Genomic DNA, 17351 nt, shown 5'->3' with positions numbered 1-17351 from the left:
GGCCCGCTGCGGCCTGCTTTCCCCGCTGTTCATATTGACAAGGAAGGCCAGAAGGGAAACTAAGGTTGATCCTGTAGTTTCCATGACCGAGACGAAATGATCGATACCACTGCCGCGCTCGAAGAGGCCTGCCGCCTTCTCGCCCAATCCGATTTCATCACGATCGACACGGAATTCCTCCGCGAAACGACCTTCTGGCCGGAACTCTGCCTCATCCAGATGGCAAGCCCGGAGCATGAATACATCGTCGATCCCATGGCCAAGGGCATGGACCTCAAGCCCTTCTTCGAACTGATGGCGAATACCGCCGTGGTGAAGGTCTTCCATGCGGCCCGCCAGGACATCGAAATCATCTTCCATTTGGGCGACCTGCTCCCGCACCCGATCTTCGACACCCAGGTCGCGGCCATGGTCTGCGGCTTCGGCGACTCGGTCTCCTACGACCAGCTCGTGCAGAAGGTGAAAAACGTCCATATCGACAAGACCTCGCGCTTCACCGACTGGAGCCGCCGTCCTCTGTCCGAAAAGCAGCTCGACTATGCGCTGGCCGATGTCACTCATCTGCGCGACGTCTATCTGAAGCTGAAGGGCCAGCTGGAAGCCGAAGGCCGGGCCGAATGGCTGACCGAGGAAATGGCGATCCTCGAGTCCCGCGAGACCTATGACCTGCCGCCCGAACAAGCCTGGCAACGGCTCAAGATGCGCCTGCGCAAGCCGACCGAACTTGCGGTCATGCAATATGTCGCCGCCTGGCGGGAGCGCGAGGCGCGCGCCCGCAACGTGCCGCGCTCGCGCGTCTTGAAGGACGATGCAATTTACGAAATCGCCCAGCAGCAGCCGAAGGATACCGAGGCTCTGGGTCGCCTGCGCACCATTCCAAAAGGTTGGGAGCGGTCGAGTTCCGGGGCTGCCATCATCGAACAGGTCAATACGGCACTCGCTCTTCCCAAGGCCGACATGCCGCATCTGCAGCGTCATGCGCATGCGCCCGAGGGCACGCAGTCGGCTGTCGAACTGTTGAAGGTCCTGCTCCGCCTGACCTCGGAAAAGCACGGCGTCGCCTCCAAGGTGATCGCCAACAGCGAAGACCTGGAAAAGATCGCAGCCGAAGGCGAGAAGGCCGAAGTGGCGGCCCTTCAGGGCTGGCGCAAGGAACTGTTCGGCGATCTGGCGCTGAAGCTGATCTCCGGCGGTGTCGGCCTTCGCTTCGTCGACAAGCGCGTCGAAGCGGTGGAGTTCTGATCCATGGCGGCGCTATCCCTGCGCCGTGCAACGGAGGCGGACATTCCGTTCATCATGGAGACCGAGCGCAAGCCCGGCTATGATCAGTTTATCGGGCGCTACAGTCTCGACGAACACCAGGCTCAGCTTCCGGACCCCACCTTCGCCTATCTGATCGGCGAGGACGCGGAAGGCGTCTCCCTCGGCTTCGTCATTCTGATGGATCTCGGGCACCGTGACGGCAATGCCTGTGTCAAGCGCATCGCCGTGGCCAGTCCGGAGAAAGGGGTGGGCACGCCCTTGCTGGCCGGTGCTGTCGACTTTGCCTTCCTCGAAACCAATACGCATCGCCTCTGGCTCGACGTTGTGCGCGAAAACCTTCGGGCGCAGGCCGTGTACCGCAGAAACGGCTTCATCCATGAAGGCGTGATGCGAGAGGCGGGTCTCCTGCCGGATGGCAGCCGCTGCGACTTTTTCATGATGTCCATTCTCCGCCCGGAATGGGCGGCGCGACGCGGCTGAGCTGTCCTCATGGAGCTTCCCGCCCCCCTCCGCTCGGCCGTCGACCAGATGCTATCAGGCGAGCCACTGGACAAGCTTGCCAAGGCGAGCGCCCAGCTGTCTGATCGATATCGGCGCGAAGTGCGTGACGGGCGCTTCCATATTGATGATGCGCTGGCCGCCAAGGGCTATCTCGCGACCCGCCTGCCTGCCACGTTCGCCGCGGTCCGCGCGGCCCTGGCCATGGTCGAGGATGCTGTACCGGAGTTTGCCCCGGAGACACTCATCGATCTCGGTTGCGGACCCGGCACAGCACTCTGGGCGGCGGCCGACACCTGGTCGAGCCTGGGCTCTGCCGAGATGGTGGAAGCCAGCGGCGCGATCCGCAGCGTCGGCGAGAAACTTGCCGCCTCCGGCACCGTGACAAGCCGCTGGCAGTCGGGCGACGTCACCGGCAAGATCCCAACGCTCGATCATGCCGATCTCGTGACGCTCGCCTATGTCCTGGACGAACTTCCGCCCGCAAGCATCGCATCTGTCACAGAAAGGCTCTGGACCCTCACGCGGGGTATGCTCGTCGTGATCGAACCGGGCACACCGGCCGGCTGGCAGCGTATTCTCGCGGTTCGTGACAAGCTGCGCACACTCGGAGCCCATCTTGTGGCCCCTTGCATGCATTCTCACGACTGTCCGATCGTGGCACCGGACTGGTGCCATTTCTCAAGGCGGGTGGCACGCTCGCGGGTGCATCGTCTGGCCAAGGGCGCCGAAGTGCCGTGGGAGGACGAGAAATACATCTTCATCGCCGCCTCGCGCGAGCCTGTGACGATCCGCGGTGACCGCGTGCTGTCTCCGCCGCGTGTCAATGGCGGCGTCGGCCGCGTGAAGCTCTGTCGCACCGACGGGACGGCTTCCGAACTCACGCTCAGCAAACGTGACGGGGACGCCTTCAAGGAAATCCGTCGGGCCGATTGGGGCGACCGGCTCGAACTCGGAGACAAGGGATGACGACGCGGCTGACACCCGAGCTTGCCTCCCGCCTTGCCGCGATCGCGCTCGGCCATGTCACCCGCGAATATCCCAACCACATCCTGCACGGGCTCGAAGGGCCCGATGACGCCCGGACGCCGTCCGAGCTCCATCCGGTCTTCTATGGCAGCTATGACTGGCATTCCTGCGTGCACGGCTACTGGATGCTGGCGCGGCTGCTGCGGCTTTATCCCGACATGCCAGAGGCGCAGGCGATCCGGTATCTCTTTGGCGCGATGCTGGTCCCCGACAGGGTCGCCGGCGAATGCGCCTATTTCGACCGTCCGATGGCACGCGGTTACGAGCGGCCCTATGGTTGGGGCTGGTTGCTGAAGCTTGCCGCCGAGTTGCGCGCGCTTGAGGATCCCACCTGGGCCGAGGCGCTGTCGCCGCTGACCCTTCGGATCGTCCAGCGTTTCCGCGGCTTCCTGCCGCTTGCGACCTATCCTGTGCGGGTGGGCACGCATTACAACACCGCCTTTGCGCTCAGGCTGGCCGCCGACTATGCCGAGACGGTCGGTGATGCGGCGCTGTTCGATCTGCTCAGACAGACCGCTCTGCGGTGGTACGGCACGGATGCTGCCTGCCCCGCCTGGGGCGAGCCTTCGGGTGACGACTTTCTGTCGCCGACGCTGATCGAGGCCGAATGCATGCGCCGGCTTCTGCCGGCCTCCGACTTCGGCCGCTGGTTCGACGACTTCCTGCCTGAAATCGCAGGGAAGCAGCCCCGCACGCTCTTTGCGCCCGCCTCGGTTTCCGACCGCTCCGACGGGAAGATTGCCCATCTCGATGGCTTGAGCCTGAGCCGCGCCTGGTGCTGGGCATCGCTCGCAAGCCCCCTGCTGGACACGGACCCGCGCCAGGCTGTGATGCTCGAAGCGGCACATGACCATCTCGAAGCCGGCATTGCGCATGTGGCTGGCGACTATATGGGTGAACACTGGCTTGCGAGTTTTGCCGTACTGGCCCTGACGGAGACGGACTGATGAGCAGTCTCACTGACACCGTCGACATCACGGGCCGCGTGCTCGTCTCCGGATCTGCCGAGGGCGAAGTGCTGTTCACCGACACGGCGCTCAGCTTTTGGGGCGGCGTCGATGCCGTGACTGGCGAGATCATCGACCGGCATCATCCCTTGAGTGGTGAACGGCTGACGGGTCGCGTGCTGGCGCTGCCGACGAGCCGTGGCTCATGCACCGGCAGCGGCGTCATCCTCGAACTGATTCTCAACGGCCAGGGCCCTGCGGCGATCGTGCTCGAACATCCCGAGGCCATCATCACGCTCGGCGTCATCGTCGCAGAGGAGGTTTTCGGGCGGTCCATTCCGGTCATTGCGGTCGGCGGGCAAGCCTTTGCCGGGCTGAAGACAGCCGGGCGCATCCGGATCAGCAACGCTCTCGCCGACGTTGGCTCCAACATCGCGCTCACGGACAAAGATCAAGCCATTCTCGCGGGGGAGCGTGGCGAAGCGGCTGCCGTTGCCATGCGGATGGTGCTGAGAATGGCAGCGCTCGAAGGCGCGGCCGAACTGATCGACATCACGCGCGCCCATATCGACGGCTGCATCTATACCGGTCCCGGCGGTCTCGCCTTTGCGGAAAAACTGCGCGACCTGGGCGGGCGCGTCGTGGTGCCGACGACGCTGAATGCGATTTCGGTCGATCATCGCCGCTGGCTGGCTCAAGGCGTACCGGAAGCGCTGGGCAAACCGGCAGCGGCCGTGGCCGATGCCTATGTGGCGATGGGAGCGCAACCGACCTTCACCTGCGCACCCTATCTGCTCGACGATCGACCCGCGCGTGACGAGCAGATCGTCTGGGCGGAATCGAATGCCGTCGTCTATGCCAACAGCGTGCTCGGCGCGCGCACGATGAAATATCCCGACTATCTCGACATCGCGATCGCGCTGACGGGCCGGGCACCCAAGGCGGGCTGTCATTTGCCGGAGGAGCGCGCGCCACGGCTCCGCGTCACCGTGCCCCCGCTTGCGAATGCGGACGACAGCCTCTGGCCGCTGATCGGCTATCTGATCGGGACCGTTTCGCCTGATGCCATCCCGCTCGTTGAGGGGCTATCGGAATACGAGCCGGATTCGGACGCGCTCAAGGCCTTCGGGGCTGCCTTCGCCACCACCTCGGCAGCACCGATGTTCCATATCGCGGGCGTGACACCGGAGGCATGCGAGCCTGAGACCTTTGCGGCGCTGGATTTGCAGACGACTGCACTCACTGCCGATGACCTGCTGCGTGCCTGGCACGAGCTGAACGGTGCGGGTCCGGGTGCAGTGCAGCTCGTCTCGCTCGGCAATCCACATTTCTCCGCGACAGAAATGGCGGCCCTTGCCGCGCTCTGCCACGGCAGAACGCGGCATGCCCACGTGCCGCTCGTTGTTACCTGCGGGCGCGCAGAGATGGCGAAGGCAGAGGCCTCGGGGGCTGTGGCAGCGTTGATCGCATTCGGGGTGACCCTCGTCAACGATACATGCTGGTGCATGGTGACCGAGCCGATCATTCCGGTCGACGCCCTCACCATCATGACCAATTCCGGAAAATATGCCCATTACGGCCCGGGCCTCACTGGGCGCACTATGCGCTTTGGCAGCCTCGCGGCGTGTGTGGAAGCCGCTGTGGCGGGTGAAGATCGCGGTAATCTGCCCGCTTGGCTCGGCTAGCCTGTGGGTAACGGGTGGCGTCACTGAAACTTCACCCAACAGCAATCGGTGCGACATGAAGGCTCCTTAAGGACAGCGGCGTTTCCTCCCGTCCAACAAGGTGACGCCATGACCAAAGCCCTTCTGACATCTGCCGCCCTCTTCGTCCTCTTCGTCTCCCAGGCCTCGGCCGAGGAGAAGGCCTTCCCGGCCAAGCTCGTCAACCACGCCATTCTGCCGGCCAACACGATCATCGCAGCCCCCGCCGATGCGCCCGCCTATCTCAAGACCTCCGGCAAGTTCACAACGGCTGACCGCAGCCGCACGGATGCGCTCGGCAGCGTTCCCGGCAAGGACGGCGTGCGCCTGACGGGCCTGTCGCTTCCCTTCGACGGCCAGCCGCTGCAGGGCTTCTCCGGCATCAAGGCCATGGAAGACGGCACCTTCTGGAGCCTCTCTGACAATGGCTTCGGCTCGAAGGCCAATTCCACCGACGCCATGCTGATGCTGCATCACCTGACCTTCGATTGGGAAGCGGGCACTGTAAACGTCGAAAAGACCCTGTTCCTCTCCGACCCGGACAAGAAGGCCCCCTTCCCGATCGCCATGGAAGGCTCGGACAAACGCTATCTGACGGGTGCCGATTTCGACGTCGAGTCCATCCAGCCGGTCTCAGACGGTTTCTGGGTCGGCGAAGAGCTCGGCCCCTACATGCTGAAGTTCTCGACCGAGGGCGCGCTGACCGACGTCATGTCCACCAAGGCCGGCGGGATCGAGGTCAAGTCGCCCGACAATCCGACGCTCGTCGTTCCAGCCAATCCTTCCGCCAAGATGCCGGTGTTCAACCTGAAGCGTTCCGGTGGCTATGAGGGACTTGCCATGTCGAAGGATGGCACGAAACTCTATGGCATGCTCGAAGGCCCGCTCTATCTCGAAGACGGTTCCGTGGAAAAGGCGGACGGTCTGACCGCACTGCGCATCATCGAACTCGATGCCGCCTCCAAGGCCTGGACCGGCAAGACCTGGCTCTATCCGCTGTCGGAAGGCGGCGAGGCGATCGGCGATTTCAACATGATCGACGAGACGACGGCACTCGTCATCGAGCGCGACAATGGTGCTGGCGTGGCCGACAAGGCCTGCGCTGATCCGAAGGCACCGGCTGCCGACTGCTTCGCCGTTCCGGCCAAGCACAAGCGGATCTACAAGATCGAGATGACGGAAGAGAATGCCGGCAAGGCGGTGCGCAAGATCGGTTACATCGACCTGATGAAGATCGAAGACCCCGACAACAAGAAGCGCCAGGGCGGCGGCGAAGGCTTCTACGACATGCCCTTCGTCACCATCGAAAATGTCGACGTGGTCGATCCGACCCACATCATCGTCGGCAACGACAACAACCTGCCCTTCTCGGCCGGTCGTGCGCTGGACAAGGCCGATGACAACGAGTTCGTCCTGCTCGAAGTCGGCGAATTCCTTGGCGCGAAGTAAGCGCGACGCCTGAAACGAAGAGAGCGGGCTCAAGGCCCGCTCTCACTCTGATCGGTTCGTCAATCGGCCCTACTCGAAGACAAAGGCCAGCCGCTTGCCGGTGAGCTTGGCGAGCTGCATCAGGCGACCATCGAGCCGTTCCCCGGAGAACTCCTCGTAGGCTTTCGGCACGACAAATTCGAGGTCGAGATCGGCATTGTCGGATCGCCGGAATGTGAGGTTGTGGACGACGCCCGGCATGGATGCCGAGAAGAGGTAGACCACCCGCAACATGCCGCCAACGAGCTTTGCCCGGTCCAGAAGGCGCTCGGTCGCGATTGCCGCGAGCGGTCCGGTCTGGCCGTCGTCATGCAGGCCCTCGAAGCGGTAATAGTTCGTGAGCGCGATGAAGGCGCGGCCCGGGTGGGTGATGCCGACGAAGGAGGAGTGGGCGATCACGTTCAGTGCCTGCAGGCCGCGATAATCGGGATGGGCACGCCAGCTGATATCGGCAAGCAGGCAGGCGGCCTGGCGATAGCGGCTTTCCTCTTCCGTTTCCTCGATATCGAAGAAGGGCATCATCCGGCCCGTCCAATCCGCGAGCTCGCGGGCATGTTCGGGCGAGCGGGCACGCAGGATCGCCAGCTCGTCGGCAGCCTCGATCAGGGGGTCGAGCGCCTGTTCCTCTTCGAGCAGCAGCGAATAGAGATAGCCCTCGCGCACACCCTGGGCGGAGAAGCAGACGCCTTTCGGTTTCATCACCTCGATCACCTCGCGCATGGCGATCGCGCCGAAGGGGATCAGGTTGCGTCGGCTCTTGGAAATGGTCGACCAGGCCGGATCACGGCTGTTCGCACCCGAGATGATCTCTTCCAGAAAGAAAGCGATCTCGTCATAGGGCAGTTCGTAGCCTTGCATCATGTGCAGGGGATATTTCCGGATCTCCATATGGAGCTTGGCGATATTGCGCCATGTGCCGCCCACGGCATAAAAGGTGCGCCCCTGCCCCTTCTTCAGCAGGGCGGCATCGCCGACGAGCTTTTTCGCCAGCGTGCGGGCCTTGGGAAGCGAACCATCGACGCTCTCCGAGAGACGCAGGCCGCCGAGCGGCATCGTGATGCCCTTGCCGAAGCCCTTGCCCTTGATGTCGATCAGTTCGAGCGACCCGCCGCCAAGGTCGCCGGCAATGCCATCCGCGTTGTGGAAGCCGCTGACGACGCCGAGAGCGGAGTATTTCGCTTCCTCCTCGCCGGTCAGTACCTGGACCTCGTGGCCGAGGATTTCTTCAGCACGGGCAATAAAATCGGGGCCGTTGGAGGCCTCGCGGGCGGCTGCGGTGGCAAGCACATACATACGAGTCGCCTGGGCCTGGTTCGAGAGCGCCCTAAACCGGCGCAGTGCTGCCAGCGCCCGCTCGACACCTTCCTCGTCCATCCGACCGGTCGTGGCCACGCCCCGGCCAAGGCCGCAAAGCACCTTCTCGTTGAAGAGAACCGTCGGCGCGCGCGAAAGCCCTTCATAGATCACGAGACGAATGGAGTTCGAGCCGATGTCGACAACGGAGACAGGGGCAATACCCGGAAGGCGCCCCTGCGCTTCAGATCTTGTCATGAGGGTCCAGTGTTATCGTTTCCTGCCGGAAATCAGACCGGCGATCAGTTTCGGTGCACTCGACTTCAGAGCTTCACCCCGACCAGACAGGCTGGGATTTGTCATGAAATAGTGCTGGGCGTTGAAAGGTTCCTCACCCTGTCGCACTTCGATGCGGCGTGACGTCCCGTCGGCCAATATCTCGTAGCTCTGCTGATTGTCAATCAGGTTGCCCAGCATGATCTGCGACAGGACCTGCTCATGCACCGTCGGATTGATCAGGGGCACCAGGGTCTCGACGCGGCGATCGAGATTGCGCGGCATCATGTCGGCCGAGCCGATATAGACGAGCGCCTTTTCCGACGGGAGGCGATGGCCGTTGCCGAAGCAGAAGATGCGACTGTGTTCGAGAAAGCGCCCCACGATCGACTTGACCCGGATATTTTCCGACAGTCCGGGCACACGTGGCCGCAGGCAGCAGATGCCGCGGATGACCAGATCGATTTCGACGCCGGCGCCACTCGCCGCATAGAGCGCATCGATGATCTCGGGATCCACGAGGGAATTCATCTTCATCCAGATCGCGGCCGGACGCCCTGCCTTGGCGTTCTCCGTTTCCTCGCGAATGTGCGTGAGGATCCGTGGGCGCAGGGTATGCGGCGACACAGCAAGCTTCATTCCTTCTTCCGGCTCGCCATAACCGGTGATGAAGTTGAAGATGTTCGCCATGTCATGGGCGATCTTCGGGTTGCAGGTGAAGAAGGAGAGGTCCGTATAGATCTTCGCCGTGACCGGATGGTAATTGCCGGTGCCCAGGTGGCAGTAGGTCCGAAGCTTGCCATCCTCGCGGCGCACGACCATCGACATCTTGGCATGTGTCTTGAGTTCGATGAAGCCGAAGACGACCTGCACACCGGCGCGTTCCAGGTCGCGGGCCCAGCGGATGTTGGCCTCCTCATCGAACCGGGCCTTGAGCTCGACCAGGGCCGTCACCGACTTGCCGGCTTCGGCGGCATCGATCAGGGCGCGCACGATCGGGCTGTCGTTGGAGGTGCGGTAAAGCGTCTGCTTGATCGCCAGCACATCCGGGTCGCGGGCCGCCTGCAACAGGAATTGCACGACGACGTCGAAGCTCTCATAGGGGTGGTGGACGATCATGTCCTTTTCGCGGATCGCCGCGAGGCAGTCGCCGGCATGCTCGCGGACACGCTCGGGAAAGCGGGCATTGTACTGCTCGAAACGGAGGTCGTCGCGCGGCGCCTTGGTGATCTCGGATATGGTGTTGAGCGCCAGCAGGCCGGGAAGCACCGCGACGCGATTATCGGCAACACCGAGTTCGTGCACAACGAACTGGCGAAGCGCGACCGGCATTTCGGAATCGACCTCGATGCGGATGACCGAACCGCGACGACGGCGCTTCAGCGCCGTTTCGAAGAAGCGCACGAGATCCTCGGCCTCTTCCTCGACCTCGATATCGCTGTCTCTGATAATGCGGAAGGTGCCGAAGCCCTTGACCTCATAGCCCGGGTAAAGCCGGTTGATGAAAAGGCCGACCATGTCCTCCAGCGTGATGTAGCGGATCGTGTTGCCGTCATCAGGCAGGCGAATGAAGCGGTCGAGGGTGGTCGGGAGGCGCAGCAGCGCGGTCATCGGATCGCCATTGCGGCTCGAGCAGAGCTGCAGGCCCATGGAGAAGCCGAGATTGGGGATGAACGGGAACGGATGGGCCGGATCGATGGAAAGCGGTGTCAGGACCGGGAAGATCGACTCCTCGAAAGTCGTCTCCAGCCAGGTGCGATCCGCCTCGGAAAGGGCCGCCGGGCGCACGATCAGGATGTCTTCCTGCGCGAGATATTGCTGCAGGACGGCGAGCGACGCCTGCTGCTCCATCTGCAGATTGTCGATTTCCTTCAGGATGTCGTCGAGCTGCTCGGCCGGGGTCTTGCCGTCGGGGCTCTTGATGACGATGCCCTGGCGGACCTGACCTTCGAGGCCGGCGACGCGGACCATGAAGAATTCGTCGAGATTGGCTGCCGAGATGGACAGGAAACGAACGCGCTCCAGCAACGGGTGCGCGGTGTTGAGCGTTTCCTCGAGAACACGACGGTTGAACTGCAGCCAGGAGAATTCACGGTTGATGAAGCGCAGAGGGCTGGCCAACAGGTCCTCGGCGGGTGCTGTCTCGCCTCTGTCGCCGCCCGTACTGTGTACCGCGCTGTCCATGATTCCGTCCCTTCGTTATCGTTCCCGGCCAATTATAACAGTATGACGACAGATCTGTGACGCTCAATCCGTACCGTCGGCCGCCTCCAGCGTTTCCAGCACCTCTGCCGCCAAGCTGCGTGTGATCCTGACGCGCCTGGCAAGCGCCAGCCTGTCCATGCGATCGACCACCATCTGGGCGGCAAGGAAGGAGCGCTCCATGCGGCTGACGATATAGCCGACGATCTTGTCATCGATGCAAAGCTGGCGGTCGGCAAAGAGTTTGGTGATCAATTGACCGAGAAGGTCTTCGTCCGGAGCCCCGATCTCGACCACGGTGGCCGCCTTCAGGCGCGAGTTGAGATCCGCCAACTGGACATTCCACGAGGGCGGAAAGCTGCGCGACGTGATGAGCAGTGTCGTGCCGTGCTGGCGCACCGCATTGATGACGTGGAACAGCTCGACCTCGTCGAAACCCCGGCGGTCGGCATCCTCGAACAGGACGGGGCCGATGGCCGCGACTTGCGATGCCCCCTCGCCCGGCTGCGGCAGAATATCGGCCGCACCGCTGATGTCTCGAAAGATTTGGGCGAGATGCGATTTCCCCGAACCTTCCGGGCCTGCGAGGATCACCACCGGCGACGGCCAGTGCGGCCAGGCGTCGACGATCGACACGGCCGCGGCCATGCGCTCGGAAACCAGCAGGTCATCGCGGCCGGTGGCAGAGCCATGCTCGAAGGCGAGCGGCAGCTGTTCGGCGGCTCCACGCTTTGCGGGAGCCATCTTGGCGTCAGTCATTCACGTCTCGGACACGTCTCTGGAGCTTGGAGGTTCGATCTCGCCGACGGCAGGGGACGGCGGCGCAATGACAAGCGCCGTTCCGTAATAGAGATCGCTGTCAAGATAACGCGATATGGCGAACCGGACAAGCACGCCGATGGCGGCGGCAGCCGGCACCGCCACGAGCACGCCGACGAAGCCGAAGAGCGCGCCAAAGGCGAAGAGCGCGAACATCAGCCAGACCGGGTGCAGGCCGACGCTCTTGCCCACCAGCTTGGGCTGCAGGATGTTTCCCTCGATGAACTGGCCGAGGAAGAAGATGCCGGCAATGACGCCGACCCAGATGAAGTCCGGCCAGAACTGGACGATGGCAACCCCGAGCGACAGGAGCAGGCCGACCGTCGAGCCGACATAGGGAATGAAGCTGATCATGCCGGTGAAGAAACCGATGAGCAGGCCGAAATTCAGGCCGGCGGCCGAGAGCGCGATCGCATAGAAAATGCCGAGGATGAGGCAGAGCGACCCCTGGCCGCGCACGAAGCCGGCAATCGTGTTGTCGAGTTCGGTCGCGAGCTGACGCACCGTGCCGAGCTGGTTGCGCGGCACCCAGCTGTCGACCTTCTCGATCATGCGGTCCCAGTCGAGCAGCAGATAGAAGGCGACGACCGGCGTCACGACCAGAAGCGAGGCGATATCGAGCAGCGCCTTGCCGGAATTCCAGATCTGCTCGACCAGAGTTCCCAGGAAGCCGACGCCTTCGCTGAGATAACGCGAGAAATTCTCCCGGATCGTGCCCATCTGGCCATCGACCCAATCCGGAAGCCAGGAGGCGTTCGAGGTCGCGATGAAGGTCTGCAGCTGTGTGATGTATCCGGGCACGCGCTGGATGAACTCGTTGAGCTGACTGGCGAGCACCGGGATGATGATCATCAGGGACAGAACGAACACGATGACGAAGGAGACGAGGATCACCACTGTCGCCATCAGGCGGCTCAAGCCGATACGCTCCAGCCTGTCGGCGACGGGATCGAGGAAATAGGCAAGCGCCATGCCGGCGATGAAAGGCAACAGGATGGACGAGAACAGCATCAGGAAGGCGATGAAGATCGCCAGGGTCACCAGCCAGAAAAACACCTGGCGGCGCAGGCCAATTGCACTGATGTTGCGAGCCATATGCGTCTCCATTCCCACGTAACCTGCCACTTGCAAACGAGGTTCGCATGCTGCGGCGCCAGAGAAGGAGATAGGGTACAGGCAAAGGCTTGGTCAAGAACTCCGACCCTATCGGCAGCGACAAGGTGCAATGGGATGCCAGAATGCCCGGGAAATCGTGGGCTTCTGCACCTCGCAGCTTGCATCTGAAGGCTCTTCATGCCATGGCCAGCCGAAATTCTCGCAGGATCGGAGGCAGGCATGAGCCAGGCTGGCAAGAACGGGTTGACCTATAGCGATGCGGGCGTCGACATCGATGCCGGCAACCTGATGGTCGAGAAGATCAAGCCGGCCGTGAAGTCGACCCGGCGCCCCGGTGCGGATGGCGAGATCGGCGGCTTCGGCGGGCTCTTCGACTTGAAGGCCGCCGGCTTCAAGGATCCGATCCTGGTGGCAGCCAATGATGGCGTCGGCACCAAGCTGAAGATCGCCATCGACGCCAACATTCACGACACCGTCGGCATCGACCTCGTTGCCATGTGCGTCAACGACCTCGTCGTGCAGGGCGCAGAGCCGCTTCTCTTCCTCGACTATTTCGCAACCGGCAAGCTCGATCCGGACCAGGGGGCTGCCATCGTTCAGGGCATCGCTGCTGGCTGCCGCGAGGCGGGCTGCGCGCTGATCGGCGGCGAGACCGCTGAAATGCCGGGCATGTATTCCAAGGGCGACTACGACCTCGCAGGCTTTGCCGTCGGTGCTGCCGAGCGCGGCGAACTGCTGCCATCAGGCGATATCGCCGAGGGCGACGTGATCCTCGGGCTTTCCTCCTCGGGCGTTCATTCCAACGGCTTTTCTCTGGTGCGCAAGATCGTCGAACTCTCCGGCCTTGCCTGGGACGCACCGGCTCCCTTCGCCGAGGGGCAGTCGCTGGGTGCTGCCCTGCTGACCCCGACCCGGATCTATGTGAAGCCGCTCCTGAAGGCGATCAGGGAAACCAAGTCGCTCAAGGCGCTCGCCCATATCACCGGCGGCGGCTTCCCGGAGAACATTCCGCGCGTGTTGCCGAAGCACCTCGCCGCCGAGATCGATCTCTCCTCCTTCCAGGTGCCGGCCGTCTTCTCCTGGCTCGCCAAGACCGGCGGCGTTGCCCAGAATGAAATGCTGCGCACCTTCAACTGCGGCATAGGCATGATCGTCGTGGTCTCCGCCGACAAGGTTGACGACGTCACCAAGGCGCTGGAAGCCGAGGGTGAAACCGTTGCCCGCCTCGGCCGCATGATCGCCCGCGAAGAGGGTGCGCATGGCGTGACCTACAAGGGTACGCTCGCCCTATGAGCGACAGCCGCAAACGCGTCGTCGCCTTCGTTTCAGGCGGCGGGTCGAACATGCTGGCGCTGGCCAAGGCTTGCGATGCGGCCGACTATCCGGCCGAGATCGTGGCGGTTATTTCCGACAAGCCTGAGGCCGGCGGTCTCGCCAAGGCGGAAGCGCTCGGCATTCCGACACACGTTTTCGAGCGCAAGGCCTATGGCTCCAAGGCCGAGCATGAGGCCGCGATCCTTGCCGCACTCGCCGAGATCGGCCCTGATATAATCTGCCTCGCGGGCTACATGCGTTTGCTCTCAGGCGACTTCATCCGCGCCTATGAGGGAAAGATCCTCAACATTCACCCGTCCCTGCTGCCGCTTTTTCCCGGCCTGCACACGCATCAGCGGGCCATCGATGCCGGCATGAAAGTCGCCGGCTGCACCGTGCACTTCGTCACCGAAGGCATGGATGAGGGGCCGGTCATCGCCCAGGCGGTCGTGCCTGTGCTGATCGACGATACGGCCGAGGCACTTGCCGCACGGGTGCTGACAGTTGAGCATCAAACCTATGCGGCAGCGCTGAAGCTTGTCGCATCGGGTGGCGTCACTATGCGCGCCGACGGGAGTGTCGAACGGCTGGCATCCGAGACGGATGCGAACGTCAGGCTGATCAGCGCCTGAGGCACTGCGTCAGCGCTTGTTCAGCGCTGCCCATTGCAGCAACATGATCGTCTTGGCGTCGATAATCTCGCCTGCATCGACCATTTCCATGGCTTCAGAGAAACCGATCTCGACGACCTCCAGATCCTCGTGCTCATCCTCGAGGCCACCCCCTTCGGCGACATGGTCGGCATCGGTGACGGCGGCGTAGAAGCCGTGCAGCTTCTCGGTGACGGAGCCGGGCGACATGAAGGCGGCAAAGGCCGGCGTCGCCTTGGCAATCTGGTAGCCGGTCTCTTCGCGTGCTTCGCGCAGAGCCGCCTGCAGCGCCGTTTCACCGTCATCGATGAAGCCGGCCGGGGCTTCAAGCAGATAGGGATGTTCGCCGCAGAGATGAGCGGCGATGCGCAGCTGTCGCACCAGGGTGACGGTGTCGCGCTCGACATTGTGCAGAAGAATGGCCGAGGCATTCCAGCGGTCGAAGACCTCCCAGGTCAGCCTGTGCGGCGCCCTGCCCTCGCGGAAAAAATCGAAGGTGATGCCGCGCAGGTGGCTCCATCCCTTCCACAGCGTCTTGTCTTCCAGGATGGCGATCCGGGCCTTGTCGAAAATGCTCATGCTTTCAAGCTTTTCTCATCCAGACCTTGTTGTCGTGGAAAGCGGCACCGCCATGGGGAGCTGCCGGATCGGCACCGGTCAGGACATTGATGCCCTCGCCGTCGAGATGGCTCTTGTTCGGCCAGAGGCCCTCGGCCACGAGCACGCCTGATTTCACCGCATCGGTGATCTTCGCATGGATGCGAAGTTGCCCGCGTGTATTGCCCAATTGCACGATGTCGCCCTCGGCGAGGCCAAGCGTTGCTGCATCGACCGGATTGACCATGACCTCGGGCCGGCCTTCCTTGTCGCGGGACGTCTTGGTTTCGGCGAAGGTCGAATTCAGGAAATTGCGCGCCGGGGATGTCGCGAGCCGGAAGGGATGCTCGGCATCAGCGGTTTCGATCAGGTCGACCTGATCGGGGAAGGTTGGAAGCAATTTGACCGGACCAAGCGATCCGAGCCTTGCCGGTGGCTTGTTCGGGGTCGGTGTGTTCTCCCAGTCCGGCTTGAAGCGGAACTTGCCGTCCGGATGGCCAAAGCCGTTCAGGTAATGCGCGTCGTCGAAGGCCGGCTGGCAGTCCAGCCACTTGTCTTCGATCAGCGTGTCAAAATCCGGCTTGCCGCTGATGTAGAGCATGCGCTCGATATGCTCGCGCTCGGTCTTGCCGAAGCCGGCGCGACCCGCGACGCCGAGGCGCTTGGCCAGTTCCTCGATGACGAAGAGATTGGTGCGCACCAGCGGCGGGGCGTCGACGAGCTTCGGCCCGACCAGGATATGGCTCTGGCCGCCGCCGCGATAGATGTCGTCATGTTCGACGAACATGGTCGCCGGCAGCACAATATCGGCGAGTTCCGCCGTTTCGGTCATGAACTGCTCATGCACGGCGACGAAGAGGTCGTCGCGCAGGAAGCCCTGCTTCACCAGCCGCTGTTCGGGAGCCACATTCACCGGGTTTGTGTTCTGGATGATCAGCGCGTCTACGGGTCCGCGATGGCGTAGAGCCTCCGCATCGCCGGTCAGCACACGGCCGATCTGCGACTGGTCGAGCATGCGGATGTCAGGATCGACCATGGCCGTGCCCATCAGCTCCGCCTTGTTCAGCTGGAAGATGTCGCTGTTCGAATGGAAGGCACCGCCGCCTTCGTATTGCCAGGAGCCGAGCACCGTTGCGAGCGACAGGGCCGCATGCATGGAAACCGCACCGTTGCGGCTGCGGGTAAAGCCGTAGCCGAGGCGGAAGTAACTCTTTTTCGTCTGGCCGACGAGGCGGGCGAAGGCCTCGATCTCCTCGACCGAGAGGCCCGTGATGGCCGATGCCCATTCCGGCGTCTTGTCTTTCAAATGAGCTTCGAGCCCTGCCGGATCGTCGGCGAATTTCGCCATGTATTCGCGGTCGGCATAGCCGTCGCGGAACGCAACATGCATGGCAGCACAGGCCAGTGCCGCATCCGTGCCCGGCTTCAGGATCAGGGCCATGTCGGCCTGTTTCATTGTCGGATTGTCGTAGATATCGACGACGACGATCCTGGCGCCACGGTCTTTCCGGGCCTTGATTGCGTGGGTCATGACATTGACCTGCGTCGCCACCGCATTGGTGCCCCAGATCACGACACAGTCCGACACCGCCATTTCGCGCGGGTCCGGGCCGCGCAACGTGCCGGTGCCCATGACATAGCCGGTCCAGGCCATGTTGGTGCAGATCGTGCCGAAGAAGCCCGAATATTGCTTCGCATGGCGCAGGCGTTCGATCGAATCGCGCTGCACGAGGCCCATTGTGCCCGCATAGAAATAGGGCCAGACGGCCTCCGAGCCATGGCGCTGTTCGGCCTTGACAAAGGCGTCGGCGATTTCGTCAAGGGCGGCTTCCCAGGTGACATCCTGCCACTGACCGGCCCCTTTTGCGCCGGCGCGGCGCACCGGCTTCATCAGGCGATCCGGGTGATAGAGCCGCTCGGCATACCGCGCGACCTTGGCACAGATGACGCCGGCGGTGTAGCTATTCCCGGTCGCTCCCCGCACACGGCCGACGCGGCCGTCCTCCGTCAGCTCGACGTCGAGGGCGCAGGTGGATGGACAGTCATGCGGACAGGCCGTATGACCGACCGACCGGTTTCGGATGGGGCTCTGGATGTTCATGGGCCGGTTATAGGCCATGGCCTGACACCTCAAAAGCCCCATTCGAACAAATCAT

General features: G+C 63.0%; 14 protein-coding genes. 8 read left to right on the top strand and 6 right to left on the bottom strand.

Annotated features, from left to right (window positions below):
* Window positions 1-96: 96 nt before the first annotated feature.
* The 6 genes from rnd (at window position 97) to LJE98_RS14120 (ending at window position 6889) form a co-directional block, all read left to right on the top strand.
* The gene (gene rnd / locus LJE98_RS14145; protein ID WP_229575872.1) at window positions 97-1242 is read left to right on the top strand and encodes a ribonuclease D; all 1146 of its coding nucleotides are present in this window, start codon (window positions 97-99) and stop codon (window positions 1240-1242) included.
* 3 nt (window positions 1243-1245) lie between these two features.
* Window positions 1246-1743 (top strand): GNAT family N-acetyltransferase, encoded by a 498-nt coding sequence (locus LJE98_RS14140; RefSeq protein WP_229575871.1) that lies wholly within the window; start codon window positions 1246-1248, stop codon window positions 1741-1743.
* Window positions 1744-1752: 9 nt separating this feature from the next.
* Window positions 1753-2730, top strand: coding sequence for a small ribosomal subunit Rsm22 family protein (locus LJE98_RS14135; protein ID WP_229575870.1), 978 nt, complete (start codon window positions 1753-1755; stop codon window positions 2728-2730).
* Window positions 2727-3737, top strand: coding sequence for a DUF2891 domain-containing protein (locus LJE98_RS14130; RefSeq protein WP_229575869.1), 1011 nt, complete (start codon window positions 2727-2729; stop codon window positions 3735-3737). Before LJE98_RS14135 ends, LJE98_RS14130 begins: the two co-directional genes overlap by 4 nt.
* Window positions 3737-5422 carry an aconitase X gene (locus LJE98_RS14125; protein ID WP_229575868.1) on the top strand — a complete coding sequence of 562 codons (1686 nt, stop codon included), beginning with the start codon at window positions 3737-3739 and terminating at the stop codon, window positions 5420-5422. The genes LJE98_RS14130 and LJE98_RS14125 overlap by 1 nt, the downstream gene beginning before the upstream one ends.
* Before the next feature lie 108 nt (window positions 5423-5530).
* Entirely contained in the window at window positions 5531-6889 is a 1359-nt protein-coding gene (locus LJE98_RS14120; protein WP_229575867.1) for an esterase-like activity of phytase family protein, read from the top strand.
* Window positions 6890-6958: 69 nt separating this feature from the next.
* Here LJE98_RS14120 and ppx read toward each other — a convergent pair whose 3' ends face one another.
* The 4 genes from ppx to LJE98_RS14100 form a co-directional block, all read right to left on the bottom strand.
* Window positions 6959-8479, bottom strand: a complete 1521-nt coding sequence (gene ppx, locus LJE98_RS14115; protein WP_229575866.1) for an exopolyphosphatase — start codon at window positions 8477-8479, stop codon at window positions 6959-6961.
* A gap of 12 nt (window positions 8480-8491) precedes the next feature.
* The gene (locus LJE98_RS14110) at window positions 8492-10681 is read right to left on the bottom strand and encodes an RNA degradosome polyphosphate kinase (protein ID WP_229575865.1); all 2190 of its coding nucleotides are present in this window, start codon (window positions 10679-10681) and stop codon (window positions 8492-8494) included.
* A gap of 63 nt (window positions 10682-10744) precedes the next feature.
* Window positions 10745-11458 (bottom strand): DnaA regulatory inactivator HdaA, encoded by a 714-nt coding sequence (gene hdaA / locus LJE98_RS14105; RefSeq protein ID WP_229575864.1) that lies wholly within the window; start codon window positions 11456-11458, stop codon window positions 10745-10747.
* Complete coding sequence (locus LJE98_RS14100; RefSeq protein ID WP_229575863.1) at window positions 11459-12613, bottom strand: AI-2E family transporter; 1155 nt, start codon at window positions 12611-12613, stop codon at window positions 11459-11461.
* 240 nt (window positions 12614-12853) lie between these two features.
* Here LJE98_RS14100 and purM point away from each other — a divergent pair, with 240 nt between their 5' ends.
* Window positions 12854-13927, top strand: coding sequence for a phosphoribosylformylglycinamidine cyclo-ligase (purM, locus tag LJE98_RS14095; protein ID WP_229575862.1), 1074 nt, complete (start codon window positions 12854-12856; stop codon window positions 13925-13927).
* Window positions 13924-14580, top strand: a complete 657-nt coding sequence (gene purN, locus LJE98_RS14090) for a phosphoribosylglycinamide formyltransferase (protein WP_229575861.1) — start codon at window positions 13924-13926, stop codon at window positions 14578-14580. The genes purM and purN overlap by 4 nt, the downstream gene beginning before the upstream one ends.
* A gap of 9 nt (window positions 14581-14589) precedes the next feature.
* On the opposite strand, the gene LJE98_RS14085 is transcribed toward purN, so the two are convergent.
* Window positions 14590-15177, bottom strand: coding sequence for an NUDIX domain-containing protein (locus LJE98_RS14085; RefSeq protein ID WP_229575860.1), 588 nt, complete (start codon window positions 15175-15177; stop codon window positions 14590-14592).
* 4 nt (window positions 15178-15181) lie between these two features.
* A complete protein-coding gene (locus LJE98_RS14080) occupies window positions 15182-17338 on the bottom strand; it encodes a molybdopterin-containing oxidoreductase family protein (protein ID WP_229575859.1) in 2157 nt (718 codons plus the stop codon).
* Window positions 17339-17351: the final 13 nt, after the last annotated feature.

This window comes from Rhizobium sp. 'Codium 1' (assembly GCF_020889605.1).
Taxonomy (GTDB): domain Bacteria; phylum Pseudomonadota; class Alphaproteobacteria; order Rhizobiales; family Rhizobiaceae; genus Allorhizobium; species Allorhizobium algae.
This window is presented reverse-complemented; position numbering and strand designations above follow the sequence as displayed.

What these genes read in the sequence shown, in the direction of transcription:
- rnd (WP_229575872.1), top strand. Translation starts at nt 97, where the DNA reads ATGATCGATACCACTGCCGCGCTCGAAGAGGCCTGCCGCCTTCTCGCC.
- LJE98_RS14140 (WP_229575871.1), top strand. Translation starts at nt 1,246, where the DNA reads ATGGCGGCGCTATCCCTGCGCCGTGCAACGGAGGCGGACATTCCGTTC.
- LJE98_RS14135 (WP_229575870.1), top strand. Translation starts at nt 1,753, where the DNA reads ATGGAGCTTCCCGCCCCCCTCCGCTCGGCCGTCGACCAGATGCTATCA.
- LJE98_RS14130 (WP_229575869.1), top strand. Translation starts at nt 2,727, where the DNA reads ATGACGACGCGGCTGACACCCGAGCTTGCCTCCCGCCTTGCCGCGATC.
- LJE98_RS14125 (WP_229575868.1), top strand. Translation starts at nt 3,737, where the DNA reads ATGAGCAGTCTCACTGACACCGTCGACATCACGGGCCGCGTGCTCGTC.
- LJE98_RS14120 (WP_229575867.1), top strand. Translation starts at nt 5,531, where the DNA reads ATGACCAAAGCCCTTCTGACATCTGCCGCCCTCTTCGTCCTCTTCGTC.
- ppx (WP_229575866.1), bottom strand. Translation starts at nt 8,479, where the DNA reads ATGACAAGATCTGAAGCGCAGGGGCGCCTTCCGGGTATTGCCCCTGTC.
- LJE98_RS14110 (WP_229575865.1), bottom strand. Translation starts at nt 10,681, where the DNA reads ATGGACAGCGCGGTACACAGTACGGGCGGCGACAGAGGCGAGACAGCA.
- hdaA (WP_229575864.1), bottom strand. Translation starts at nt 11,458, where the DNA reads ATGACTGACGCCAAGATGGCTCCCGCAAAGCGTGGAGCCGCCGAACAG.
- LJE98_RS14100 (WP_229575863.1), bottom strand. Translation starts at nt 12,613, where the DNA reads ATGGCTCGCAACATCAGTGCAATTGGCCTGCGCCGCCAGGTGTTTTTC.
- purM (WP_229575862.1), top strand. Translation starts at nt 12,854, where the DNA reads ATGAGCCAGGCTGGCAAGAACGGGTTGACCTATAGCGATGCGGGCGTC.
- purN (WP_229575861.1), top strand. Translation starts at nt 13,924, where the DNA reads ATGAGCGACAGCCGCAAACGCGTCGTCGCCTTCGTTTCAGGCGGCGGG.
- LJE98_RS14085 (WP_229575860.1), bottom strand. Translation starts at nt 15,177, where the DNA reads ATGAGCATTTTCGACAAGGCCCGGATCGCCATCCTGGAAGACAAGACG.
- LJE98_RS14080 (WP_229575859.1), bottom strand. Translation starts at nt 17,338, where the DNA reads ATGGGGCTTTTGAGGTGTCAGGCCATGGCCTATAACCGGCCCATGAAC.